This is a genomic window from Leclercia sp. Marseille-Q4284 (assembly GCF_916618945.1).
GTDB lineage: Bacteria > Pseudomonadota > Gammaproteobacteria > Enterobacterales > Enterobacteriaceae > Enterobacter > Enterobacter tamurae.
This window is the reverse complement of sequence record NZ_CAKAKG010000001.1, coordinates 1,817,149-1,840,774: the sequence shown is the minus strand read 5'-3', so window position 1 is coordinate 1,840,774 and position 23,626 is coordinate 1,817,149. Positions and strand designations below refer to the sequence as shown.

Genomic DNA, 23,626 nt, shown 5'->3' with positions numbered 1-23,626 from the left:
TAAGAGGCTTGTATAGCTCCAAATTTATCCCTAAGTGCTTCGCCTGACTGCCAGAATTAATGATCTGTTCCTCGGCGTTTTTTTTCGTTACTTTGAAGAGTGTTTACAAAAATTTAATAAACAGGGGCAGGGTATGACACGCAAAGACGGGCTGCTGGCATTGCTGGTGGTGGTGGTTTGGGGGCTGAATTTTGTGGTGATCAAAGTCGGATTGCACAACATGCCGCCGCTGATGCTGGCCGGTTTACGCTTTCTGCTGGTGGCCTTCCCGGCGCTGTTTTTTGTCGCCCGCCCGAAAATCCCGTTTCGTTTGCTGCTCGGCTATGGCCTGACCATCAGCTTCGGTCAGTTTGCCTTTCTGTTCTGCGCCATTAATTTCGGCATGCCCGCCGGGCTGGCGTCGCTGGTGCTGCAGGCTCAGGCCTTCTTCACCATCATCCTCGGGGCGCTGGTGTTTGGCGAGCGTCTGCAGGGCAAACAGCTGGCAGGGATTGCCCTCGCGGTGGTCGGCGTGCTGGTGCTGGCTGAAGCCAGCCTCAACGGGCAGCACGTCGCGCTGCTGGGCTTTTTACTGACCCTGGCGGCGGCGTTCTGTTGGGCCAGCGGCAATATCTTCAACAAAAAGATCATGCAGCTTGAGACGCGTCCAGCGGTGATGTCCCTGGTGGTGTGGAGCGCCCTGATCCCGATTGTGCCCTTTATGGCGGCGTCATATCTGCTGGATGGCCCGACGGTGATGTGGCATAGCCTGGTCACCCTCGATCTGACTACTGTGCTGTCGCTTTTCTATCTGGCCTTTGTCGCCACCATTGTCGGCTACGGCATCTGGGGGGCATTGCTCGGTCGCTACGAAACCTGGCGGGTGGCACCGCTGTCGCTGTTAGTCCCGGTAGTGGGCATCGCCAGTGCGGCGTTGTTGCTGGATGAAAAACTGGGCGCGTTGCAGCTGGTGGGGGCGCTGCTGGTGATGGCCGGGCTCTATATTAACGTCTTCGGCCTGCGGGTGCGTCGGGCGACGCGGGTCAAAGGGTAAAAAAAAGCCCCGCACGGGCGGGGCCAAAACGAATCAGACGCCCTGATTGTAATAGGGCACGCCTAATTCGTCGGATTTGTCGCTGCCTGCGCCCATATGGTTAAAATCGTGGGGCGACTGGCCATTAGCCGTTGGCAGGATCATGGTGTCGCGGCTGTTCTGCGGCGAAACACCTGGCGTTTGCTCCGCAAAACTCTGGCCGGAGACCAGCACCAGGGCGGTGAAAACAGCGGAAGCGAATAGTTTCATAATTTCCTCGATACGTCTTAGAGCCTATCCCATTAGGCTATTTTATTTGCCATTTTGAACCTGGGCAGTGCTCACAATCCTCACGTACTTAAAGTACGCTCCGGTTGTTCCGCGCTGTCCGTGTTCAAACTGTCTGCAACAATTACGCCTACTGGGATAGCCTAAAATACAGGCGATTAGCAGTTACAGTGATTGATCGGAAGCAGATACCGGGATTCCCCGCGCATATTGGTGATGCGATATTTATGCGGTGGAACGTCGAAGTAGTTTTTGAACGTGCGGGTCAGGGTCTGCTGCGATTCAAACCCATAACGCTCAGCCAGATACAGGATCGGCTCGTTACTTTCTTTCAGCTTCTGTGCGATTTCCGTTAATTTGCGGCTGCGGATGTACTGGCCTAATGAGTGGCCGGTCTCTTTTTTAAACATCCGTTGCAGGTGCCATTTTGAGTAACCTGAACGCTCGGACACTTTCTCAAGCGAGAGCGGTGACTCCAGGTTATCTTCGATCCAGCCCAAAATGCTATGAATAGTGATGGCGTCAGTATTGCGTCTGGACATCGTCATACCTCTTTCTGTTTACGGCAGGATCTTCTTAAGCAAGTGCTCAAGCGTTGCCACTTCGTCCGCCGTTAAGTTTTTTGTTAGTTCCTGGTGCAGTTTTTGTCCTACTAATTGATGACATTGTTCACACATTGCCGCGCCGTCGCTGGTCAGTTGCACCAGTACGCCGCGTTTGTCATTCGGGTTCGGGCGGCGTTCAATCCACCCTTTGCAGACCAGACGATCCATCATGCGCGTCAGCGCACCGAGGTCGACAGACAGGATCTTCTTCAGCTCAACCGGGGTGATACACACTTCGCAGCGCACAGAACAGAGCACTTTAAACTGGGTTGCGGTGATATCCAGCGGTGACAGATAGTCATTGAGCAGGCGGTCTTTCTTTTGGTTAACCATATAGATAAGCCGACCCAGCGGAATGATTTCGTTGAAGAGGTCACTGGTGCTTTTCACAATGGTTGCCCTGGCAAGTAGTTTAATCACGGCAGATATTATTGCTCAGGCAACTATAAGTCAACTGAATGCATAAGCTTATGACACGATTTGCTAAAGCGATTCAGATCACATTTTTGTCCGCTTCACGGATCGTCATATCACTGGGGTAAATTGATTGCGGAGCGAAAATAATACTTACGATGTGAGCATGGTTGTTACGGTCGTTTTAACCCTATACTTGGCTGGTAAAATTTTGCTAAGGACAACTCTATAAAATGGTTGATTTATTTAAAGCAATTGGCCTTGGGCTGGTGGTGTTGCTGCCGCTGGCAAACCCGTTAACCACGGTTGCGCTTTTCCTCGGCCTCGCGGGCGACATGAACCGTGAACAGCGTAATCATCAGTCGCTGATGGCCTCCGTTTACGTCTTCGCGATCATGATGGTGGCGTACTACGCCGGGCAGTTGGTCATGAACACCTTCGGGATCTCCATTCCCGGGCTGCGCATTGCGGGTGGTCTGATCGTGGCGTTTATCGGTTTCAGGATGCTGTTCCCGGCCCCGAAATCGCCGGATGCTGCTGACGCCCAGGACGCGCTGGAAGACAAGCAGGGCAGACCGGCCCCGAACATCGCCTTCGTGCCGCTGGCGATGCCAAGCACTGCGGGCCCGGGGACCATTGCGATGATCATCAGCTCCGCTTCGACGGTGCGCAGTGGCTCTGATTTCCCGGAGTGGGTGGTGATGATTGCCCCGCCGCTGATTTTTGCCATTATCGGCGTGATCCTGTGGGGCTGTCTGCGTAGCTCGGGCGCGATTATGCGCTGGGTGGGCAAAGACGGTATCGAAGCGATCTCCCGTCTGATGGGCTTCCTGCTGGTCTGTATGGGCGTGCAGTTTATTATTAACGGCGTGCTGGAAATTATTCAAACCTACCCTAACTAACAAAGCCGGGTGGCGCGCTGCCACCCGGTCACCTCTCTAGCCGTGATGCGGCTGCTCTTCCAGAGCGACAGGCCATTTCCTGAAGATCAGCACCGACCAGATTAACGCCGCCAGCGCCGGGATCGCCCCCAGATAGCCAATCGACGCCATCGACAGATGCAGGATCACCTGATTCCCCACCAGCGCGCCTGCGCCAATCCCCAGATTGAAAATCCCGGAGAAGAGGGCCATCGCCACGTCCGTGGCATCCGGCGCCAGGGCCAGCACTTTCACCTGCATCCCAAGGCCGATAATCATAATCGCCACACCCCAGACGACGCTCAGCAGCGCGAGACTGGTCTCGCTACCCGAGGCGGGCAGCAGCAGCAGCAGACACCCCAGCAGCAGACCAATAGCGCTGCTCACCAGCAGCGAGGCGTGACGGTTGCCGAGCTTACCAAACAGCAGGCTGCCGATAATCCCCGCGCCACCCAACAGCAACAGCAGTATCGTGGCGAAGCTGGCGCTGAACCCGGCGATGGTCTGCACAAACGGCTCGATATAGCTGTAGGCGGTGTAGTGTGCGGTGACCACGACCACCGTCAGCAGATAGAGGCTCATCAGCGCCGGACGACGCATCAGCAGCGGCAGGCTTTTCAGCGATCCGGAGTGCTCGCTCGGCAGTTTCGGTAACAGCTTGATCAGGCACAGCAGGGTGAACAGCGCCCCGAGCCCGATAACGAAAAAGGTGGTACGCCAGCCGAACAACTGCCCGACGATGCGCCCGATCGGCAGTCCGAGCACCATCGCCAGCGCGGTGCCGGTAGCCAGCAGGCTCAGCGCCTGGGCGCGCTTCCCGGCGGGGGCCAGGCGGATCGCCAGCGAGGCGGTTATCGACCAGAAAATGGCGTGCGCAAAGGCAATCCCGATCCGGCTAATGACCAGCACCGTGAAGTTCCACGCCAGGAACGACAGCACATGGCTGGCAATAAACAGGACAAACAGCCCGATCAGCAGTTTGCGCCGCTCCATCTGGCTGGTGAGCAGCATAAAGGGTAACGACATCATCGCCACCACCCAGGCATAGATGGTGAGCATGATCCCCACCTGCGCGGTCTCCATGCCGAAGCTGCTGGCGATATCCGACAGCAGGCCGACGGGAACAAATTCCGTGGTGTTAAAGATAAAGGCGGCAACGGCGAGCGTGACCACGCGTAGCCACGCGACCCTGCGGGAAACGGTGTGAGTTGTCATGGAGATGTCCGGGAGTCGTTACGTCAATGAGGTGGGACGATCTTAAAACCTTCCCTGGTGGAAATACAATCGTTTTGTGATCTGGATCTCACTCCATCCTAAAACTAATAGCTGGTGAAATCGGTTATTTTCCATAAATATAGGATGCAACATAACGTTAACAGTGGGTCAGGCGATGCAGGAAATTGAGTTTTATCTGGTGGATGCGTTCAGTGAGGTCTCGTTTGGCGGCAACCCGGCGGCAGTGTGTCCATTGCCGGAATGGCTGCCGGACGAGATGCTGCTGCGCATGACGCGGGAGCACAACCAGTCCGAGACCGCCTTTTTTGTGCGCCACAAGGGAGGCATTGAGCTGCGCTGGTTCACCACTAACGGCGAGGTCAACCTCTGCGGTCATGCCACGCTGGCGACCGCCTGGGTACTTTTCAACGAGCTGGACTATCCCGACCCCCGGATCCATTTTGATACCGCCTCCGGCAGGCTGACCGTCACCCGCGAGGGCGACTGGCTGACTCTCGATTTCCCTGCCTGCCCGAGCGAGCCGCAGACCCCGCCGCCAGAGATGCTTGCCGCGCTAGGGGTCCAGGACTACGTCGAAGCCCGCAAAGGGCGCGCCTGGGTGATTGTGCTGGAGAGTCGTGAGCAAGTTGAGGCGGTCACGCCGGATATCAATGCCATGACCCCCGGGGAGCATAAGGTGTCGATCACTGCCCGCGGCGAGGGTGAATACGATTTCGTCAGCCGCTTTTTCTCCCCGGGCGCGGCGCTGTGGGAAGATCCGGTCACCGGCTCGGCCCACACTATGCTGATCCCATACTGGAGTGAAAAGTTAAATAAAACCTCGCTCTTCGCCCGGCAGGTTTCTGCCCGCGGTGGCGATGTGCGCTGTGAACTGAAGGGCGACCGGGTATTAATGAGCGGCAGGGCATCGCTGTATATGAAAGGTCATCTGTTTTTACGCTAACGATAAGGGTTAACCCAATGAAAGAAATTGAATTTTATCTGGTCGATGCGTTTAGCGACCGCGCGTTTGGTGGGAATCCTGCAGCCGTTTGCCCGCTCGAGGAGTGGCTGCCGGATGACGTGCTGTTAAAGATGGCCCAGCAGCATAACCAGTCGGAGACCGCGTTTTTCGTGCGTACCGATGCGGGCTTTGAGCTGCGCTGGTTTACGACGCAGTACGAGATTGACCTCTGTGGTCACGCCACGCTCGCCAGCGCCCATGTGATTTTTGAGTATCTCGACTATCCGCACACCGAGATTGTCTTCTCCACCCGCTTTGTCGGCGACCTCAAAGTCACCCGCAGCGGCGACTGGCTGACCCTGAACTTCCCGGCATGGAGCAGTGAGGTGGTAGACAACCCACCAGCGTTACTGTTCAGCACGCTGGGCATCACCGGGGCCAAAGAGGTTCGGGCAGGGCGCGACTACATGGTGGTGCTGGAAAACCAGCAGCAGGTTGAGGCATTAACGCCGGATATCGACGGCATGATGCCGCTGGATAAGATGGTCTGCGTCACCGCTCCGGGGGACGAGTATGACTTTGTCAGCCGCTTCTTCTGCCCGGGCGAGTCGGTGGCGGAAGATCCGGTCACCGGCTCAGCCCACAGCATGCTGATCCCGTACTGGAGCGAGAAGCTGGGTAAAACGGCGATGCAGGCGCGGCAGGTCTCCCCCCGCGGCGGCGACCTGCGCTGCGAACTAAAGGGCGACCGGGTATTGATTGGCGGCCAGGCGGCGCTCTATCTCAAAGGCACCGTGTTCCTGCGGAGGTAAAAGCAAAACGGCAACCGAAGGTTGTCGTTTTTAGTGTTTGCTCCCTCTCCCTGTGGGAGAGGGTCGGGGTGAGGGCATCAGGCTGCACATCACCCCAACGACGCCCCGCCGCACAACACCAGCTCCTGCCCGGTGATGGGTGCGGCCTCGGCGCTCAGGAGATAGTTCACCATCGCCGCCACCTCTTCCGGGGCGATCAGCCTCCCCATTGGCGGCACGTTTGGCGGTGACGCCTCCCGTCCTGGCGCACTCAGCATCGGTGTTGCCGTCGCTCCCGGGGCCACCACGTTGGCGGTGATCCCGCGCGGGGCCAGCTCGGCTGCCCAGCTGCGTACCATGCCCACCAGCGCCGCTTTGGTCGCCACATACTGCGAACGCCTAGCGGCACCCCGTGAGGTACGACTCCCGATCGCCACCAGCCGTCCGCCCACTGTCATCCGCGGGGCAAAATGGTTGAACAGGATCTCCGCGGCCTGAATATGCAGCCCCCACAGCCGGGCGCTGACCGCCGGGTCCAGCTCGCCGAGCGGGGCAGCCGCCATCATGCCAGCGGCATGCACTATCGCCTGTGGCACCGGCAGGGTATTCAGCGCGGCTGCGAGCGTGACACTGTCACTAAGATCCACGCTCACACTGGTAAAATTCGGATGTCCGCATTCCACTCCGCGTCGGCTTAACCCCGTCACCTGCCAGCCTTCTGCCAGCAGGCGGGTGACGATAGCTTCGCCAATCCCCGAGCTGGCCCCGGTGACAATCGCTTGGCGCATATCACACCTCCAGCAGGGCGCGCGGCACCTTGAACACCGCCTTGCGCACGGTCATAGGCTGGTTAACGGCACACAGCGCCTGATGCGGCTCCCCGGGCAAAAACACCGCGAAATCACCGGGCTTCAGGGTGATGCTCACCGGATGCACTGCGCCAGGAGCAATAAACAGATCCGGTTTGCGCTCTTCGTCGCCAGGTTGCGCGACAGACTGCATCCCGGCGCGGATCGTCTCCTCTCCCGTCAGCACCACCTGAATATCGGCCCACTGATGGTGATACTCGGTATGCCGCTCGGCCAGCGGCTGGGTCTGCGCCGGGCCGATATGACAGAACCACGGGCAGCCTTCGGGCTGCCAGCGTCCATCGTCCCGGGCGGACAGCGCCGTAAGCGTACAGTCGGCGCGATCGAGGATCTGCCGCAGCACAGGCGGGAGCCCGGCCAGCGGCAGGGCATTAAGATGACCAATAATCACTGCTGCGCCTCCTTTACCCACTCCGGCGACACGCGCACATACTTGATCGCCTGACGGAAGTAGGTATAGGCGATATGCAGCGACCCGTCGGCACCCTGTTTGATGCTCGGATAGGAGAACTCGCGGTTAAGTTTCTCCAGCGAGTTGTTGGTCATGCAGTAGCCGTCGCCCTCATCGAGGTTGCGCTGCCAGGCCCAACTTTTGCCGCCGTCGTTGGATATCGCCACCGTCATCGGCGCGCGCGGTGCGCCCCAGAAAGCGGCGCGACCGTCCTTCACTTCCGGCTCTTTGCGCCCGTCGCCGTCGTCGATTTCGTCATACAGCGAGGCGCGACGCTCCAGCGCACCCGCTGCGCTCATGGGGTTGAACACCAGCGCCAGCTCGCCGCTCGCAAGGGTGGTGACCTGAATCGACGAGTTGTTGTTCGGCAGTTCAGTCGGCTCCGGCACCGACCAGCTTTCGCCGTTGTCCAGCGACTGGCTGATATAGATATTGTCCGCCCAGCGGCTGCGGTACAGCGCCACCAGATGGCCGTTGTTCAGGGCGGTGATATTCATATGCACGCAGCCGAGGCTCTCCGGCACCTCGACGTCGCGCCAGCTTTTTCCCTGGTCTTCGGAAATTTTCACCGCGCTGATGTCGTCGTTACCCACCCATTTCTCGCCCGGCTGAGTGCGGCAGTAGAAGACCGGCAGTAGCCAGTTGCCGTTCTCCAGCACGGTAATCGGCTGGCGAATAAAGGTGCCAGGCTTATCCAGCAGGGTGGCGATCTCGCCCCAGCTGTTGCCCAGATCCTCAGACTTACGGTAGCGCACGATGGCGGTATCCTGATTGCCGGAGAGCTGCGCGGTCCACAGCAGCCACAGCACGTTGTCCGGGGCGAGGAACAGCACCGGGTTCTGCTCCGAGCGGCTGGCGTCGTCCGACAGCTTCACCGCCTCGCTCCACTGGTTGCTACCGGGAGCCAGACGTGATCCCCAGACCGAAATATCAGCGATCCCCTCCTGGGTGCCGCCAAACCAGACGCACATCAGGGAGCCATCCGGCAGCGGCAGCAGGTTGGCTGCATGATTCTGCGGGCAGGAAGAGGGCAGCATGGCCGTTTCCACGCGGGCATCCTGCGGCGTCGGGCGAACAATCCCGTCACGGGTTACGGTTACAGACATATCAGACTCCATTATGTTGAACAGGGGCAGGCGCTTTACGATCCGCTTTATTTGGGATCAGGCGGTCGAGAACCATAATCACCGCCGGGGTGATCAGCGCGATATACATATTGTTAATACCAAACGGGTCGCCCAGCAGATACCACACCGAGGTCACGACACAGGCGCCAATCAGGCCGGCATTCGCGCCGCGGGCGCTCTTAAAGAACGGGGCATAGAAGGCGATCACTGCCACCACCGTAATCGACAGACGAATGGCGCGGGTGAAGAACGACAGCTTCAGGACCTCCGGTACCAGCAGAACGAAAATCAGCGGCAGGAAACCAATCAGCAGCGATATCCAGCGGGTCGCTTTAAATTCCTGCTCCGGGGTTGGGTTGCGGTAAGGCACGTAGAAATCTTTCACTACCAGCGAGGCAATAGCCAGCGCCACGGTACTGACGCTAACGAAAATCGAAGCCACAAGTGACGTTGTCACTAAACCGGCCAGCCACGGGTTCATGTCCTGCAGGAAGATTGGCATCGCGTACAGGCTGTCGATCTCCGGGTGCAGATATTTCGCCGCCACGCCAATCACCGCAATGGCCAGCGCAATCGGCAGGCAGAAGAAGAAGGCCACCCAGGTCGAACGTTTAGCCGATTTCACATCTTTAGTGGACGAAATCGCCTGAATCACAAACTGGGTACAGAAGATGGAGCCGATGGTGCCAATCAGCCAGGCAAAGATGGTGCTGGCCCCGATGTTGCCATCCCAGGTCCAGTAGTAAGAAGGCATCTGCTCAATCATTGGCGTAAAACCGCCGGTTTTGGAGAGCGCAAAGCCCATGATCACCAGGATGCCGAAATACTTCAGGGCGCTGTGCAGGAGCGTGACCCAGGCCACGCCCTTCATGCCGCCAAAGGCGAAGTAGAAGGTACTGACAATCGCGGTAATAAAGGCCGCGACCGGCAGGTTAACCTTCAGCACGGTGGAGATCGCCGCCGCACCTGAGACATAGTTGCCGACGTTCACCAGCAGCAGGGCGTAGATCATGATGATCGAGATGATGTTTTTAGTGCTGTTGCCGTACTTCTCGGCAATCGCCCCGGAGATGGTGATTTTGCCGGTGCTATAGATGCGCTTCACCAGCAGCAGGCCAAACAGCGGGAAACCAATGGCTGCGCCGATCACCGACCAGGAGGCGGCAAAGCCATCCTCGAACGCCGCCTGCGCGGTTCCGATGGTGGATTTGGCGCCGATGTACTCCGACATCAGCAAAATCCCGACGATAAATGCCGGCATTGCGCGGGAGCCTTCCATGAAATCGCCGGAGTTTTTACTGCGCAACCGGAAGGTCAGCCAGGTGGTAAACAGGATGTAGACAATCACAATGCCTACGATGATCAGGGTATCTTCAGCGGTAAAGTTGTTCATCTTTGCCTCTCTTCAGGGCGTAGGAAACCTGGGCGCCAGCGGCACCCGGTATTCTTATGGACGAAATCAAACGCCGGTTACTGCAGTGACGTTGTCACTATCTGGCGGATCTGTTCAGTCTGTTGCGCATCGAAAGCCACCGCGTAGCGGCTTTCACCCACCTCTTCGCCCATCACCTGCAGCGCCTTTTTCACAGCTGCCGGGGAGAAGGCCACGTTGTATAAACGGGTACGCAGTTCAGTCACCCCTTCCTGCGCCTGACGCGAGCCGTCGATATCGCCCGCATGGAAACGCGCCCAGATGGCGTTGATCGCCTCCGGTGCGACGTTGGCCAGCCCGGAAATACAGGCGGAACAACCTTCGACAAAGCCCTGATGGATCAGCGAGTCCGGGCCGTTCAGCACGTCGAAACCGTCGATATCCTGGGCGGCCTTCAGGAAACCGCTCAGACTCTCATAGCTGCCCGCGCTGTCTTTAATCCCGATAATGTTCGGGTGCGAGGCCAGCGCGCGCGCGGTCTGCGGCTCAATGGTATTGCCGGTTCGCGCCGGGATGTTGTACAGGAAGACCGGCACCGTCAGGGCATCGGCGATGGCGGTGTAATGGGTAATCAGCTCCGCCTGCGTCAGGGGGACAAACCATGGGGTGATCACCGAAACGGCATCCACGCCCAGCGTTTCAACCTGCTTGCCGAGGCGAATGGTGGCCCGGGTGGAGATCTCCCCGATGTGCGCCACCACCGGCGCGCGTCCGGCGACCTCTTCCACACAGGTGCGGGTGACGGCCACTTTTTCCTCTTCGGTCAGGACAAAGAACTCACCGTTGGTGCCGCCGCAGAAAATACCGTTCCCCGCCGCGAGCTGGCGCTGGATCTGGCGTTTCAGGCCCAGCAGATGCAGACCGCCATCCTCGCTAAAGGGGGTGACGATCGCCGTCAGCACGCCTTCAATCTTGTTACGCATTTCTCACTCCTTCGATGTTTACATTTCGGGGAACAGGGTCTGGTAAATGCCCTGCACCTCGGCATGGCTGACCTGACGCGGGGCGTTATTCATCAGGCGTTTAACGTTCAGGGCGGCATCGCTCAGGGAGGCGATGTCATCCCGCGGGACGCCCAGCGTTTCGAGGTTGTCCGGTAAATTCAGGCGACGCACCAGGGCGGCAAACCACTCCACCAGCGCATGAGATTTCTCTTCTGCCGACAGAGAGGTATCGGCACCCGGCACCAGATCCCACACCTGAGCGAATTTTTCGACCGCGTCCGGGCGCACCACGCGCATGCAGGGCGCCAGCAGAATGGCGTTGGCTACCCCGTGCGGGAGGTGATATTTGCCCCCCAGCGGATAGGAAAGGGCGTGTACCAGATGGGTACCGGCATGGGCAATGGCCACGCCGCCGTAGTACGAGGCCCACAGCATCTCCAGCTTCGCCGCCAGGTTGTGCGGCTCGGCGCAGGCGGTTTCGATGTTGTTCAGCAGCTTGCGCAGGCCAATCAGCGCCGCGTTATCGCTCACCGGATTCGCCACGGTGGCGGTAAAGCACTCGATCAAGTGGCACAGCGCGTCAATCCCGGTCGAAGAGGCAATGTGCGGCGGCATGCTGGTGGTGAGCTCCGGTAACAGGGCCACGTAATCCGGCAGCAGCACCGGGGAGATGATGCCGATTTTGGTGCTCTGCTCAGGGATGGCGAGGATCGCGTTCGGCGTGGCTTCAGAACCGGTGCCGGCGCTGGCCGGAATCAATAATGAGGGGAGGCGAACCGTCGGTTTTTCTCCCGCCAGCAGGGCGTCCAGCCCCGGAGAAGAGTTATGGCACAGGACGGAGAGCAGCTTTGCCACATCCAGTACGCTGCCGCCGCCCACGCCCACCACCAGATCAACGTCGGTGTTGTTGATCCCGGCCAGCAGGGCGCGAACGTCATGATCGGTTGGCTCCGGCGGCACGCTGTCGATCACGCTGACGTGGCGGTTGTCGGCTTCCAGCAGAGTGCGGATCGCGCGGGCCGCGTCCAGACGGGCGATATTGCCGTCGGTGACCAGTAAAAGGCGCGTCTTGCCGGCCAGCAGGGGCGCGAGGGCCGGGATGGCCCCTGCACCGCTGATAATCGTACTGTTAATGGTTAACACATTGCTCTCCTGTTGCTGTGTCTGTGATTAATTTCGCTCAAAAAAGGCAATCACAGTCATCGTGTGTCTAAATTTATAATTTATTCGCAAACTGAATAACTTGATCTTGCTCACATATAATCAATCATGATTGAATATAATCATTAACAGGAAATGCGAACCTTTGGGGATGTAAGTGAACAACCTGAACAGAGAAGTGGTGGTGATCGCCGATGACTTTACCGGCGCTAACGATGCGGGCGTCAGCCTGGCGTTAAGCGGCAAAAAAGTCAGCGTGGCGTTTCAGACTCCCTTTACCGGCGACACCGATGCGCTGGTTATTAATAGCGACAGTCGGGCGTTAGCGGCATCAGAGGCTGCTGAAAAGCTGGCGCGCTACGCCACCGAGATTGACGCCGCAAAATGGCTGGTGAAGAAAATCGACTCCACCCTGCGCGGTAACCCGGGGGCAGAAGTCGAGGCGCTGCTGCGTCTTAGCGGTCAGCGTCAGGCGATTATCGCCCCGGCGTTCCCGGCGGCGGGACGCACCACGCAAAACGGCGTCTGCCTGGTGAAGGGCGTGCCGGTCACGGAGACCGAATTTGCCAGCGACCCGAAAACCCCGGTGCGTCATGCCCATATTGCAGCGGTACTGGCGGAGCAAACTGCGCTTAACAGCGTGGTGGTTACCCCGGCGCAGCTGGCGGCGGCTCTACAGGGCGATGCGCACCTGCTGATTGTGGATGCGCAGAGCGACGACGAACTGGATCAGATTGTCAGTGCGGCCTTTGCCAGCATTGAGCGTCCGCTGCTGGTGGGCTCCGCCGGGCTGTGCGATGCCCTGGCGCGCCGTCTGGCTACCCCGCGTCAGCTGCTGGCGGTAATCGGTTCGATGAGTGAGATTGCGCAACAGCAGATCCAGCTCATCCGCAGCCACCCTGATGTTAGTACGGTACTGATTGATATTAATGATGTGTTTAACGGTGCGCTGGCGGGTTATCAGCAGCAGATCGCTGCGGCGCTGGCGGCGCGCCAGCATTGCGTGGTGCATACCTGCGCCGATACTCAGGCCCGGCATCAGATCGACACCCTGTGTCAGCAGCGCGAATTAAGCCGCGCCGCACTGGGGGAGACCATCAGCGCATTTCTGGGGGCGTTAACGCGCAACGTGCTTGAGAGCCACAACCCGGCGGCGCTGTATGTCTCCGGCGGCGATGTGGCGATGGCGGTTGCCCGCGCGCTTAACGCGCAAGGGTTTGCCATTCGCGGACAAGTGGCGCAGTGCGTGCCGTTTGGTCGGTTTTTGGGTTGTCGCTGGCAGGGGCCAGTCATGACCAAAGCGGGCGGTTTTGGTACTGAATCCACGCTGCTTGAGGTTTTGCATTTTATCGAGGAGAAGATGAGTGACTAATATCATTGCTGTAACCATGGGCGACCCGGCGGGCATCGGCCCGGAGATCATTATCAAATCCCTGACCGAGGGCGAACTGTCCGGCGCGGAGGTGGTGGTGGTAGGGTGTGCCAGAACCCTGCAACGGGTGCTGGCGAAAGGCATCACCGCCCCGGCGGAGTTACGCGTGATTAGCCGCGTCAGCGAGGCGCAGTTTGGCCCGGCCATTATTAACGTGCTGGATGAACCCCTGGCGGATCCCGAGGCGTTGCAGCCCGGCGTGGTGCAGGCCCAGGCCGGGGATCTGGCCTATCGCTGCGTGCGTCGCGCCACCGAGCTGGCGATGGCGGGCGAGGTAAAAGCCATTGCCACTGCGCCGCTAAACAAAGAGGCGCTGCATCTGGCGGGCCATCACTATCCGGGCCATACCGAACTGCTGGCGCACCTCACCGACAGCAAAGATTACGCCATGGTGCTCTATACCGATCAGCTGAAAGTGATCCACATCACCACCCATATCGCGTTGCGCAAATTCCTTGATACCCTCAACCAGGATCGGGTAAAAACCGTGATTGGCATTGCGGACACCTTCCTTAAGCGCGTGGGATATAAGAATCCGCGCATCGCCGTGGCCGGGGTCAACCCGCACGCCGGGGAGAACGGCCTGTTTGGCGACGAAGAGATTAAGATTGTCGGTCCGGCCGTACAGGCGATGAAGGCACAAGGGCTGAATGTGTCAGGGCCGTGCCCGCCGGATACAGTGTTTATGCAGTGCCATGAAGGGATGTACGACATGGTGGTGGCGATGTACCACGATCAGGGCCACATTCCGTTGAAATTACTTGGGTTTTATGACGGGGTGAACATCACCGCCGGGCTGCCGTTTATCCGTACTTCTGCCGACCATGGGACCGCGTTTGACATTGCGTGGACAGGTAAAGCGAAGTCTGAGAGCATGACGGTCTCTATCCAGTTAGCGATGCAAATCACACGGGAATAATATGAAGGGATATAGCCGGTTAGAACAGATAATGGACTACCTGAAAGGGCACAATCTGGTGACGGTGGATCAGCTGGTGGCGGCAACGGATGCCTCGCCCGCGACCATTCGCCGGGATCTGATTAAGCTCGATCAGGAGGGGGTCATCAGCCGCACCCACGGCGGCGTGACCCTGAACCGGTTTATTCCTTCCCAGCCCACCACCAGCGAAAAAATGCAGCGTAGCCTGGCGGAGAAACACGCCATCGCCAGCGCGGCCGCCAGCTTTGTGAAAGCTGGTGACGCGGTGGTGCTCGATGCGGGCACCACCATGATTGAACTTGCTCGCCAGCTGACCCATCTGCCGTTGCGCATCATCACCAGCGATCTGCATATCGCCCTGTTTCTGTCGGAGTTTAAGCAGATTGAGGTGACGATCATTGGCGGGCGCATCGATGACTCCAGCCAGTCCTGTATTGGCGAGCACGGTCGCCGGCTGCTGCAGAACATCTGGCCGGATATCGCTTTTGTCAGCTGTAACGGCTGGGATCTGGAGCGCGGCATTACCTCCCCGACGGAAGAGAAAGCCGCCCTGAAACGGGATCTGATTGCTAACGCCCGGCGTCGCGTGCTGCTGGCCGACAGCTCGAAATACGGCGCCTGGTCGCTGTTTAACGTGGCTCACCTCAACACCCTGACCGATATCGTTACTGATAAACGGCTGGACGAGGGGGTGCAGCAGACCTTAAGCCAGCTGGATGCCACCCTGACCCTGGCACCTTGAGGCTCAGGGCAGGCGGGCGATATTAGCTTTGATCACCTCCGCCGAATGGCGGAATTTTTGCAGTTCATCCTCTGCCAGCTTCAGCTCAATGATCTGCTGGACGCCGCTCTGGGCCAGCACCGCCGGTACCCCGATCGCCACGCCGTCCACACCATACTCCCCGTCCAGAATGCAGGAGATCGCCAGCGCCCGGTGGCTGCCGGTAAAGATATTGCGGCAGATCTCAGCGATGGTGGCGGCGATGCCGTACTCGGTGCAACCCTTGCGGGCGTAGATCTCAAATCCCTGTTTGCGCACGCGCTCCGCCAGCGCATCAAAATCCAGCGTTTTGCCAGTGTGGCGTTGATACACCTCGGCAATCGGCGAGCCGTAGACCGACGAATGGGACCACACCGGGAACTGCGTATCCCCGTGCTCGCCCAGAATAAAGGCATCGATGCTCTGCGCACCGATATCCAGCGCCTGGGCCAGGGTGCGGCGCAAACGAGTGGTATCCAGCCACACCCCGGTACCAATCACCTGATTGCGCGGCAGGCCGGAGAGCTGCCACACCTGCCAGGTAATGATGTCGCACGGGTTGGTGGCAATCAGGAAAATGCCGTTAAACCCGCCCGCCATCATCTGCGGCACAATGCTTTTCACAATGCGGGCCGTGGCGGTCAGCTCATCCAGCCGGGTCTGCCCCGGTTTGAGCGCGCCGCCGGAGACGGTGATCACTGCGATATCCACATCGGCACAGTCGCTGGCCTCGCGGGTGGAGATGGTCATCATCCCGGGCATATAGGCCGCGGCATCCGACAGATCCCAGGCGTGGCCTTCGCTGCGCGGCTGATTGATATCCACCAGCAGCAGCTCTTCGCAGATATTCTGGTTCAGCAGGGCGTACGCGGCGGAGGTACCGACGTTTCCGGCCCCGATAATCATCACTTTGCGGGCTTTGGTGTTCATTGTTTTTCCTGATGTTTTAACAGTGACTGTGCCCAAACTTACCCCCCGGCGGCAGGGGGCGCAATGGCTGGCGGCAGCTATAAGTTAAAAATATGCCTGTTCCTTCGCCGCCCGGCGCTATGGTGGAGAAAAACGACAAAAGGAGCCTGCCATGTATTCCATTACCTCAGAATCGCCCGCCCATCCGGATATCACCACCCTGATTGCCGACCTCGACAGCTACCAGAGCACGCTCTATCCGGCGGAAAGCAACCATCTCTTGGATCTGACCGGGCTACCGGAGCACAGCCTGATCATGATGGTGATCCGCGATCGTCAGCTTAACGCCGTCGGCTGCGGGGCCGTAGTGCTGAACGCTGACGGCAGCGGGGAGATGAAGCGGGTCTATATTGATCCGACCCATCGTGGGCAAAAGCTGGGGGAAAAACTGCTGGCGGCGCTGGAAGATGAAGCTCTCAGCCGGAGCTGTCATACCCTGCGGCTGGAGACCGGGATCAAGCAGCTGGCAGCCGTGCGTCTGTATGAACGCTGCGGATACCAGATGTGCGAGGCCTTTCCCCCATACGCCCCCGATCCATTGAGCCTGTTTATGGAGAAGGTGCTGGTGGCTGATCTTCGTTTAGCAGTGCTATAAACGCTTCGAGCTGGCGGGTCATCGCCCCCCGGCGCCATACCAGCCAGGTGGTGAGCCAGCGCCAGTTCTCTGCCAGCGGCCAGGCTTCCACCTGATGATGGCCGGGCATGCTTTCCAGCATGGAGCGCGGCATCAGCGCAATCCCGGCCCCGGCAATCACGCAGGCCAGCATCCCGTGATAGGACTCCATCTCATGAATGCGCCCCGGCGTGGCGCGATCCGCATGAAACCAGCTCTCGAAATGACGGCGATAGGAGCAGTTGGCGCGAAAGGCATAGATATCGCGCCCGCTAATGGTCAGCGCCCGATCCACCTTTGGCTGCCCGGCGGGCACCACCAGCATCATCTCCTCCCGGTAGACCGGCATCCCTTCGAGTTCCGGGTGGGTTAACGGCCCGTCGACAAACGCCGCGCTCAGCGTACCCTCCAGCACCCCGTCGATCATCGTCCCGGAAGGGCCGGTCGCCAGCGCAAACTGAATCCGCGGATAGCGCTGGTTAAACTGCGCCAGCGAGGCCGGGATACGCACCGCGGCGGTGCTCTCCAGCGACCCGAGGGTAAACAGCCCCTGGGGTTCATCGCCCGCGACCACCATTCGGGCCTCATCCACCAGGGCGAGGATCTGTCGGCTGTAGCGCAAAAAATTATGCCCCGCCGGGGAGAGGCGCAGCCGCTGGTTCTCGCGGATAAACAGCTCAACGCCGAGATCGGCCTCGAGCTGCTTGATGCGGGTAGTCAGGTTCGACGGCACGCGATGCACCTTCTGCGCGGCCTGGGTGATGCTGCCGGTCTGGGCGACGGCGTTAAACATTTCCAGTTGGGTCAGATCCATATCGTTCTCGTTTCGTGAATAAGGTGGTCACTATTATTCATTTTTAAGAAATAGCAGAGTGCGCCACACTAAAGCAACTGTTATTACACGGAGCCGATCATGACTACACCTTCTGTTAACCATGCCCTGTCCATCAACCCGGCAAACGGCGAAACCCTGGCTGTGTGGCCGTGGGCGACCGTCACCGAGGTTGAACATGCCCTCGCGCAGACCGATGCCGCATTTCGTCAGTGGCGCAGCGTGCCGGTAGCGGCGCGTGCGCAAAAATTACGTGATTTGGGCGACGCCCTGCGCAGCCGCGGCGAAGAGATGGCTCAGATGATCTGCCGGGAGATGGGCAAACCCATCGCCCAGGCGCGCGCAGAGGTGGCGAAATCCGCCGGTCTCTGCGACTGGTATGCCGAACACGGCCCGGCCATGCTCTCTACCGAGGCGACCCAGGTAGCGGACGCGGTGATCGAATATCGCCCCCTGGGCCCGGTGCTGGCGGTGATGCCGTGGAACTTCCCCCTGTGGCAGGTGCTGCGCGGCGCGGTGCCGATTATCCTGGCTGGCAACAGCTATCTGCTGAAACACGCCCCGAACGTGCTGGGTGCCGCGAACCTGATCGAACAGATTTTTAACGATGCGGGTTTCCCCCAAGGAGTGTTCAGCCAGCTGAATGCCACCAACGACGGGGTAAGCCAGATGATTGCCGATCCGCGCATTGCGGCGGTGACGGTCACCGGCAGCCTGCGTGCCGGGGCGGCGATTGGTGCTCAGGCCGGGGCGGCGCTGAAAAAATGCGTCCTTGAACTGGGCGGGTCCGATCCCTTTATCGTCCTGAATGACGCCGATCTGGATCTGGCGGTCAAAGCGGCGGTCACCGGCCGCTATCAGAACACCGGACAGGTCTGTGCCGCCGCCAAACGCTTTATCGTCGAGGCGGGGGTTGCGGATGAATTCAGCCGGCGGTTTGTAGAGGCGACCGCGGTCCTGAAAATGGGTGCGCCGGACGCAGAGGAAAACTACCTCGGCCCGATGGCGCGCTACGATCTGCGTGACGAGCTGCATCAGCAGGTACAGGCCACGCTGGCCGAAGGCGCCACCCTGTTACTGGGCGGCGAGAAGGTGGCCGGGGCAGGGAACTACTATGCGCCGACGGTGTTGGGCAACGTGACGGCTGCGATGACCGCGTTTCGCCAGGAGCTGTTTGGCCCGGTCGCGGCCATCAGCGTAGCAACCGATGCGGATCATGCCCTTCAGCTGGCCAACGACAGCGATTTCGGCCTCTCAGCGACGGTGTTTACCGCCGATCCTGAGATGGCGGATCGCTTTGCCCGCCAGCTCGAGTGCGGCGGGGTGTTTATCAACGGCTACAGCGCCAGCGATGCCCGCGTGGCCTTTGGCGGCGTGAAGAAGAGCGGCTTTGGCCGGGAGCTGTCGCACTTTGGCCTGCATGAGTTCTGTAATGTGCAGACGGTGTGGAAAGACCGGGTGTGATCTAGCGCCGGTGTTTTGCCGGGTGGCGCTGCGCTTACCCGGCCTACCGATCTGTAGGCCCGTGCAAGCGCAGCGCCGCCGGGCGCCTGTCATGATTCTGAAATAGTTCTGTCATTTTCACTGCGTAGACTCGCCCACGTCTAAGGCATTGTTAATGAATATAATTATGAACTTAACCAAAATTTTCCGCCGCTTTACTCCCCGGCAGTTTGGTTTGCTGGCGGGGATCTTCTGCATTATCGGGCTCTTTTCCGCCCTGCAAATCTCTTCTTCGGTTTTACTCTCCGTCTCGCTGCGTGATGCCCAGCGCAATGAACAGCGTAACCAGATGGCGTACCTGCAACAGACGAAGGTCGATCAGGCCCGGATTTCCCTTTTGGCGGCCAGCGATCTACTTAACCGGGCGGGGGTTTACTTTATGCAGGATAAAGAGACCGGCTCGGACGGAAGCTGGCACAGCCTGATGGATGAGGCCCAGCAGGCGTTACGGGATTCTCAGCAGGCCTGGCAGGCGTGGCAGGCGATGCAGCCGCCGCGGGATGAGGCGCTGTTCAACAGCTATCAGCTGTTCTTCGATGCCATCCGCGAACAGGCCGATGGACTGGTCAACAGCCAGTCGATTGACGCCTTTTTTGCCGTACCCGCCCAGGCTTTCCAGGCCGATTTCAATGACAACTACGCCCGCTATCAGCAGGCAAGCGCCCAGCGCGCCGCGGAAGGGCGTCAACTGCTGACCGCCAGCCTCTCCAGCCTGCAGTTCCTCTATCTACTGGCTCCGGTGGTGCTGGTGGCGATCGCCGTGGCAGTGTGGTTTGCGATGTCGCGCTGGGTGATCGTGCCCCTGCGTCGCCTGATCGCCCATATCACTCTGCTGGCGGCAGGGGATCTCTCCACGCCGCTGCCCGGCGTGAAGCGTTTCAACCGCGAGATGGCGCAGCTTGGTGACAGCGTCGATACCCTCCAGCAGGGCCTGCAACAGTTGGTGACCCAGGTCAGCGAGGCGACCACCTCGATGGTGACCAATATTGGTTCCCTGGCGCAGGGCAATCAGAAGCTTTATCACCAGTCGGCGCGCCAGGCGCAGGAGCTGAAAGAGGTCACCGCGCACATTGCCGATCTGGAGACCCACGTCGAGGGCAACAGCGGCTATGCCAGGCTGGCAAGCTCCCGGGCGGACGAGGCGCGGGCGATGGCGGCAGGCGGGGATCGGATGATGGAGACGGTGAACGCCTCGATGGCGGCGATCGTGGAGCGTTCTTCCGAGATGCGCGGCATCGTGGCGATCATCGATAACGTGGCGTTTCAGACCAATATTCTGGCGCTGAATGCGGCCATCGAAGCGGCGCATGCCGGGAATCAGGGGCGCGGCTTTGCAGTGGTGGCGCGGGAAGTGGGCCTGCTGGCGCGCAAAAGCAGCCACTCGACGCAAACCATTCAGCAGCTGATTAACCACTCGTTGCAGGGCATCGAAGATGGCTCGAAAGCGGTCACCCGGCTGGAGGATAACCTGCAGCAGGTGATCGGTCTTGTGGGCAATCTCTGCAGCTTACTGAACGAGATTTCCGCCGCCACCCTCAGCCAGGGCGACAGCATTCACCGGATGACCGACCAGCTGCAGGCCCTGAACCAGGTGGCGCGCCAGACCGACGACCTGGTTAACACCGCCTCCATGGCTTCCCAACGGCTGCATGATGAATCCGGCCTGCTGTTACAGGCGGTCTCGCGGTTCCGACTTCCTGCCTGACGTCATCCATAAGCCTCTGTTATACTCGCAGGCCGTTTTTGGCCTGTGAGCAAGGAGCAACCGATGGCTGCGAACATCAATAATCAGATGCTGGAAGCCATTCTGGCGCAAGTACGTCCCTTACTGGGCCAGGGTAAAGTGGCCGATTACATCCCGGCGCTGGCCTCGGTTAACGGCAACAAGCTCGGGATCGCCATCCGTACCGTCGACGGCCAGCACTTCCAGGCCGGGGATGCCACCGAGCGTTTTTCCATTCAGTCGATCTCGAAAGTCCTCAGCCTGGTGGCGGCCATGCGTCAGTATGACGAGGATGAGATCTGGCAGCGGGTAGGCAAAGATCCCTCCGGCCAGCCGTTCAACTCCCTGCTGCAGCTGGAGATCGAACAGGGCAAGCCCCGCAATCCGTTTATCAACGCCGGGGCGCTGGTGGTGTGCGATATGCTGCAGAGTCGTCTTAGCGCACCCCGTCAGCGGATGCTGGAGATCGTGCGTCAGCTCTCCGGGGTGAGTGATATTGCCTACGATGCTGCTGTGGCCCGATCGGAGTTCGAACACTCGGCGCGCAATGCGGCTATCGCCTGGCTGATGAAGTCGTTCGGTAATTTCCATAACGACGTGCCGACGGTTCTGCAAAACTATTTTCACTACTGTGCGCTGAAGATGAACTGTGTCGAACTGGCTGACACCTTTCTGTTTCTGGCCGCGCAGGGCTATGCACCGCATCTCTCTGAGCCTGTGGTCACCTCGATGCAGGCCCGGCAGGTGAATGCCCTGATGGCGACCAGCGGCATGTATCAGAGCGCCGGTGAATTCGCCTGGCGGGTGGGGCTGCCTGCTAAATCAGGGGTTGGCGGTGGGGTGGTGGCGATTGTGCCGCACGAGATGGCCATTGCGGTCTGGAGCCCGGAGCTGGACGAGACGGGTAACTCCCTTGCAGGCGTCGCGGTGCTGGAGCGTCTGAGCCAGAAGCTGGGGCGTTCGGTCTATTAAGCGGGTCCTGCGGCGGGGGCTGACCGCCGGACCGTTAACCCCCCCTTAACGGGGTGGTGATTGTCATACCCCTAATGTGATATACATTAATCCCAAACTTTTAACATTCACCCGCGCGGGTGAAAATCATTGTTAAAAGCAACCCTATGGATTGATATTGCATGTCTTCTGCCTCCACCAGAACCTTCGCGCTTTTTCAGCCGCAAAGTCCCTTACGTAATGCGGTGGGCATATTTGTCCTGACCACGCTGTTCTATTTTATTGGCGCGCAGCTACGTCTGGTGGAGTCCCTGTCGATGTTCTGGCCGCTGAATGGGGTGATGGCGGGGGTGTTTGCCCGTTATGCTTACCTCAACCGGCTGCACTACTATGCGATATCGTACATTGCCATGCTGCTGTACGACCTTATCACCACCAACTGGGGTATCACCTCGCTCGGCATTAACCTCTCGAATATGATGTTTATTGTCACCGTTGCGCTGCTGGTTCAGCGCGACAGGCGGCTGAAAAACAGTACCCCGGATCCGGTCAATGCCCTGCGACTGTTTAACTATTGCCTGCTGGCCGCGCTACTGTGCGCCCTGATCGGGGCGCTGTCGTCAGTCGGGTTGGACAATCGCACCTTCTGGCCGCTGGTCGCCGACTGGTTTAGCGAACAGTTCTCCACCGGGGTGTTAATCGTTCCCTGTCTGCTGACCATCACCTGGCCCGCGTTCACCCGGACCCTGCGCGCCAGCCATTTGATGCCGGTGGTGTTACTGGTGATCTCTGTCGTGGCCTCGGTGGCGATCGGCGGGGCCGGTGCGCTGGCATTTCCGATGCCGGCGTTGATCTGGTGCGCGGTGCGTTATTCGCTGCCGGCAACCTGCCTGCTGACCTTTGTCACCGGGGCGGTGGAGATCACCCTGGTCGCCAACTCCATTATTACCATCGTGGCGACCACGCCGCTCACCACCCCGATGATGTTCTCCGCCCGTCTGGGGATCGCCACCATGGCCATCTGCCCGATAATGGTGTCGGTCAGCATGGCGGCGATCAACTCCCTGATCCGCCAGGTCTCCCTGCGTGCCGATTATGACTTTTTAACCCAGGTTTACTCCCGTTCCGGGCTGTATGAAGCGCTGAAGCGCGATGAGGGAACACGCAAAAGCCCGCTGCTGACCGTCATGCTGCTGGATATCGACTATTTCAAAAGCATCAACGACAACTTCGGTCATGAGTGCGGCGATACGGTCCTGGCGGCCTTTGCCCGTAAAGTGCAGGAGACCGTGGGGAGCGAGGGGCTGGTGGCGCGAATGGGTGGGGAGGAGTTTGCGGTGGTGATCAACACCACGTCGGCACAGCAGGGTTACGCCCTGGCGGAACGTATCCGTACCACCATTGAACAGTATCCGTTCAAATGGCGCGGGCAGGCGCTGTTTTTAACCGTCAGTATTGGTCTGGGCAACGGAAAATCGGAGTCGTGGCAGCTGACGGACGTTTTCAATCGTCTGATGAGCGAAGCGGATGATTATCTGTATCGCTCGAAAAAAGCAGGGCGAAATCGCACCAGCGCCCGAATGACAGAGATAACGTCTGCTGCGCAAAAGGCTGCGGCATCGGAACCGCTGTAATCGTTTGCCTGCACGGCACACGGGCCACTAGCATATATTCACGAAACTGATAAATGCCTTGATACGTATTTTGTAC

The 23,626-nt window shown here is 59.4% G+C and carries 24 protein-coding genes; 12 read left to right on the top strand and 12 right to left on the bottom strand.

All coding sequences use genetic code 11. The features are described from left to right. The first annotated feature begins 133 nt into the window (after positions 1–133). Positions 134–1,033 (top strand): O-acetylserine/cysteine exporter, encoded by a 900-nt coding sequence (eamA, locus tag LG383_RS08570; RefSeq protein WP_225758859.1) that lies wholly within the window; start codon positions 134–136, stop codon positions 1,031–1,033. A gap of 33 nt (positions 1,034–1,066) precedes the next feature. Here eamA and marB read toward each other — a convergent pair whose 3' ends face one another. The 3 genes from marB to marR all read right to left on the bottom strand — a co-directional run bounded on the left by marB (position 1,067) and on the right by marR (position 2,295). Further along, entirely contained in the window at positions 1,067–1,282 is a 216-nt protein-coding gene (gene marB, locus LG383_RS08565) for a multiple antibiotic resistance protein MarB (RefSeq protein WP_106993850.1), read from the bottom strand. A gap of 176 nt (positions 1,283–1,458) precedes the next feature. Beyond that, entirely contained in the window at positions 1,459–1,842 is a 384-nt protein-coding gene (gene marA / locus LG383_RS08560; RefSeq protein ID WP_072250842.1) for an MDR efflux pump AcrAB transcriptional activator MarA, read from the bottom strand. Between the two features lie 18 nt (positions 1,843–1,860). Next, entirely contained in the window at positions 1,861–2,295 is a 435-nt protein-coding gene (gene marR, locus LG383_RS08555; RefSeq protein ID WP_106993851.1) for a multiple antibiotic resistance transcriptional regulator MarR, read from the bottom strand. Positions 2,296–2,552: 257 nt separating this feature from the next. Between marR and LG383_RS08550 the strand changes: the two genes are divergently transcribed. Then, a complete protein-coding gene (locus LG383_RS08550; protein ID WP_106993852.1) occupies positions 2,553–3,221 on the top strand; it encodes a MarC family NAAT transporter in 669 nt (222 codons plus the stop codon). Positions 3,222–3,257: 36 nt separating this feature from the next. Here the strand turns inward: LG383_RS08550 and LG383_RS08545 are convergent, their stop codons facing one another. Continuing rightward, on the bottom strand, positions 3,258–4,454 hold the full coding sequence (locus LG383_RS08545) for a sugar transporter (RefSeq protein WP_166182401.1): 1,197 nt from the start codon (positions 4,452–4,454) through the stop codon (positions 3,258–3,260). 175 nt (positions 4,455–4,629) lie between these two features. Here LG383_RS08545 and LG383_RS08540 point away from each other — a divergent pair, with 175 nt between their 5' ends. Both LG383_RS08540 and LG383_RS08535 read left to right on the top strand, forming a co-directional pair. Continuing rightward, positions 4,630–5,418, top strand: coding sequence for a PhzF family phenazine biosynthesis protein (locus LG383_RS08540; RefSeq protein WP_225758858.1), 789 nt, complete (start codon positions 4,630–4,632; stop codon positions 5,416–5,418). 17 nt (positions 5,419–5,435) lie between these two features. Beyond that, positions 5,436–6,230: a PhzF family phenazine biosynthesis protein gene (locus tag LG383_RS08535; RefSeq protein WP_225758857.1), complete on the top strand. Its 795-nt coding sequence runs from the start codon at positions 5,436–5,438 to the stop codon at positions 6,228–6,230. A gap of 89 nt (positions 6,231–6,319) precedes the next feature. Here the strand turns inward: LG383_RS08535 and LG383_RS08530 are convergent, their stop codons facing one another. From LG383_RS08530 to LG383_RS08505, 6 genes are all read right to left on the bottom strand, one after another. Continuing rightward, a complete protein-coding gene (locus LG383_RS08530; protein WP_225758856.1) occupies positions 6,320–6,997 on the bottom strand; it encodes an SDR family NAD(P)-dependent oxidoreductase in 678 nt (225 codons plus the stop codon). Between the two features lies 1 nt (position 6,998). Next, positions 6,999–7,469, bottom strand: a complete 471-nt coding sequence (locus LG383_RS08525; RefSeq protein WP_225758855.1) for a YhcH/YjgK/YiaL family protein — start codon at positions 7,467–7,469, stop codon at positions 6,999–7,001. Then, a complete protein-coding gene (locus LG383_RS08520) occupies positions 7,466–8,635 on the bottom strand; it encodes an exo-alpha-sialidase (RefSeq protein WP_225758854.1) in 1,170 nt (389 codons plus the stop codon). The genes LG383_RS08525 and LG383_RS08520 overlap by 4 nt, the downstream gene beginning before the upstream one ends. A 1-nt stretch (position 8,636) precedes the next feature. Beyond that, a complete protein-coding gene (locus LG383_RS08515) occupies positions 8,637–10,049 on the bottom strand; it encodes a sodium:solute symporter family protein (RefSeq protein ID WP_106993859.1) in 1,413 nt (470 codons plus the stop codon). Between the two features lie 77 nt (positions 10,050–10,126). After that, the gene (locus LG383_RS08510; protein ID WP_225758853.1) at positions 10,127–11,011 is read right to left on the bottom strand and encodes a dihydrodipicolinate synthase family protein; all 885 of its coding nucleotides are present in this window, start codon (positions 11,009–11,011) and stop codon (positions 10,127–10,129) included. Between the two features lie 18 nt (positions 11,012–11,029). Then, on the bottom strand, positions 11,030–12,175 hold the full coding sequence (locus tag LG383_RS08505; RefSeq protein WP_225758852.1) for an iron-containing alcohol dehydrogenase: 1,146 nt from the start codon (positions 12,173–12,175) through the stop codon (positions 11,030–11,032). A 175-nt stretch (positions 12,176–12,350) separates the two neighbouring features. On the opposite strand from LG383_RS08505, the gene LG383_RS08500 reads away from it, so the two are divergent. From LG383_RS08500 to LG383_RS08490, 3 genes are read left to right on the top strand one after another with little or no spacing between them, the layout of a single operon-like run. Further along, positions 12,351–13,565, top strand: a complete 1,215-nt coding sequence (locus LG383_RS08500; protein ID WP_225758851.1) for a four-carbon acid sugar kinase family protein — start codon at positions 12,351–12,353, stop codon at positions 13,563–13,565. Further along, complete coding sequence (locus LG383_RS08495) at positions 13,558–14,544, top strand: D-threonate 4-phosphate dehydrogenase (protein ID WP_225758850.1); 987 nt, start codon at positions 13,558–13,560, stop codon at positions 14,542–14,544. The genes LG383_RS08500 and LG383_RS08495 overlap by 8 nt, the downstream gene beginning before the upstream one ends. A 1-nt stretch (position 14,545) precedes the next feature. Next, positions 14,546–15,307 carry a DeoR/GlpR family DNA-binding transcription regulator gene (locus LG383_RS08490; RefSeq protein ID WP_225758849.1) on the top strand — a complete coding sequence of 254 codons (762 nt, stop codon included), beginning with the start codon at positions 14,546–14,548 and terminating at the stop codon, positions 15,305–15,307. A gap of 3 nt (positions 15,308–15,310) precedes the next feature. On the opposite strand, the gene LG383_RS08485 is transcribed toward LG383_RS08490, so the two are convergent. Further along, positions 15,311–16,255: an L-lactate dehydrogenase gene (locus LG383_RS08485; protein ID WP_106993864.1), complete on the bottom strand. Its 945-nt coding sequence runs from the start codon at positions 16,253–16,255 to the stop codon at positions 15,311–15,313. Between the two features lie 151 nt (positions 16,256–16,406). On the opposite strand from LG383_RS08485, the gene LG383_RS08480 reads away from it, so the two are divergent. Then, positions 16,407–16,889, top strand: a complete 483-nt coding sequence (locus tag LG383_RS08480; RefSeq protein WP_225758848.1) for a GNAT family N-acetyltransferase — start codon at positions 16,407–16,409, stop codon at positions 16,887–16,889. Here the strand turns inward: LG383_RS08480 and LG383_RS08475 are convergent. Next, positions 16,843–17,721, bottom strand: coding sequence for a LysR family transcriptional regulator (locus tag LG383_RS08475; RefSeq protein WP_225758847.1), 879 nt, complete (start codon positions 17,719–17,721; stop codon positions 16,843–16,845). The genes LG383_RS08480 and LG383_RS08475 overlap by 47 nt on opposite strands. 99 nt (positions 17,722–17,820) lie before the next feature. Between LG383_RS08475 and sad the strand changes: the two genes are divergently transcribed. The 4 genes from sad (at position 17,821) to LG383_RS08455 (ending at position 23,550) form a co-directional block, all read left to right on the top strand. Then, entirely contained in the window at positions 17,821–19,203 is a 1,383-nt protein-coding gene (gene sad / locus LG383_RS08470; protein ID WP_225758846.1) for a succinate-semialdehyde dehydrogenase, read from the top strand. Between the two features lie 166 nt (positions 19,204–19,369). Next, positions 19,370–20,947 carry a methyl-accepting chemotaxis protein gene (locus LG383_RS08465; RefSeq protein WP_225758845.1) on the top strand — a complete coding sequence of 526 codons (1,578 nt, stop codon included), beginning with the start codon at positions 19,370–19,372 and terminating at the stop codon, positions 20,945–20,947. Between the two features lie 63 nt (positions 20,948–21,010). Next, complete coding sequence (glsB, locus tag LG383_RS08460; protein ID WP_106993870.1) at positions 21,011–21,937, top strand: glutaminase B; 927 nt, start codon at positions 21,011–21,013, stop codon at positions 21,935–21,937. A gap of 161 nt (positions 21,938–22,098) precedes the next feature. Next, the gene (locus LG383_RS08455) at positions 22,099–23,550 is read left to right on the top strand and encodes a GGDEF domain-containing protein (protein ID WP_225758844.1); all 1,452 of its coding nucleotides are present in this window, start codon (positions 22,099–22,101) and stop codon (positions 23,548–23,550) included. Positions 23,551–23,626: the final 76 nt, after the last annotated feature.

Coding starts and splice junctions, on each gene's coding strand:
- eamA (WP_225758859.1), top strand. CDS start 134: ATGACACGCAAAGACGGGCTGCTGGCATTGCTGGTGGTGGTGGTTTGG.
- marB (WP_106993850.1), bottom strand. CDS start 1,282: ATGAAACTATTCGCTTCCGCTGTTTTCACCGCCCTGGTGCTGGTCTCC.
- marA (WP_072250842.1), bottom strand. CDS start 1,842: ATGTCCAGACGCAATACTGACGCCATCACTATTCATAGCATTTTGGGC.
- LG383_RS08550 (WP_106993852.1), top strand. CDS start 2,553: ATGGTTGATTTATTTAAAGCAATTGGCCTTGGGCTGGTGGTGTTGCTG.
- LG383_RS08545 (WP_166182401.1), bottom strand. CDS start 4,454: ATGACAACTCACACCGTTTCCCGCAGGGTCGCGTGGCTACGCGTGGTC.
- LG383_RS08540 (WP_225758858.1), top strand. CDS start 4,630: ATGCAGGAAATTGAGTTTTATCTGGTGGATGCGTTCAGTGAGGTCTCG.
- LG383_RS08535 (WP_225758857.1), top strand. CDS start 5,436: ATGAAAGAAATTGAATTTTATCTGGTCGATGCGTTTAGCGACCGCGCG.
- LG383_RS08530 (WP_225758856.1), bottom strand. CDS start 6,997: ATGCGCCAAGCGATTGTCACCGGGGCCAGCTCGGGGATTGGCGAAGCT.
- LG383_RS08520 (WP_225758854.1), bottom strand. CDS start 8,635: ATGTCTGTAACCGTAACCCGTGACGGGATTGTTCGCCCGACGCCGCAG.
- LG383_RS08515 (WP_106993859.1), bottom strand. CDS start 10,049: ATGAACAACTTTACCGCTGAAGATACCCTGATCATCGTAGGCATTGTG.
- LG383_RS08510 (WP_225758853.1), bottom strand. CDS start 11,011: ATGCGTAACAAGATTGAAGGCGTGCTGACGGCGATCGTCACCCCCTTT.
- LG383_RS08490 (WP_225758849.1), top strand. CDS start 14,546: ATGAAGGGATATAGCCGGTTAGAACAGATAATGGACTACCTGAAAGGG.
- LG383_RS08485 (WP_106993864.1), bottom strand. CDS start 16,255: ATGAACACCAAAGCCCGCAAAGTGATGATTATCGGGGCCGGAAACGTC.
- LG383_RS08480 (WP_225758848.1), top strand. CDS start 16,407: ATGTATTCCATTACCTCAGAATCGCCCGCCCATCCGGATATCACCACC.
- LG383_RS08475 (WP_225758847.1), bottom strand. CDS start 17,721: ATGGATCTGACCCAACTGGAAATGTTTAACGCCGTCGCCCAGACCGGC.
- sad (WP_225758846.1), top strand. CDS start 17,821: ATGACTACACCTTCTGTTAACCATGCCCTGTCCATCAACCCGGCAAAC.
- LG383_RS08465 (WP_225758845.1), top strand. CDS start 19,370: ATGAACTTAACCAAAATTTTCCGCCGCTTTACTCCCCGGCAGTTTGGT.
- glsB (WP_106993870.1), top strand. CDS start 21,011: ATGGCTGCGAACATCAATAATCAGATGCTGGAAGCCATTCTGGCGCAA.
- LG383_RS08455 (WP_225758844.1), top strand. CDS start 22,099: ATGTCTTCTGCCTCCACCAGAACCTTCGCGCTTTTTCAGCCGCAAAGT.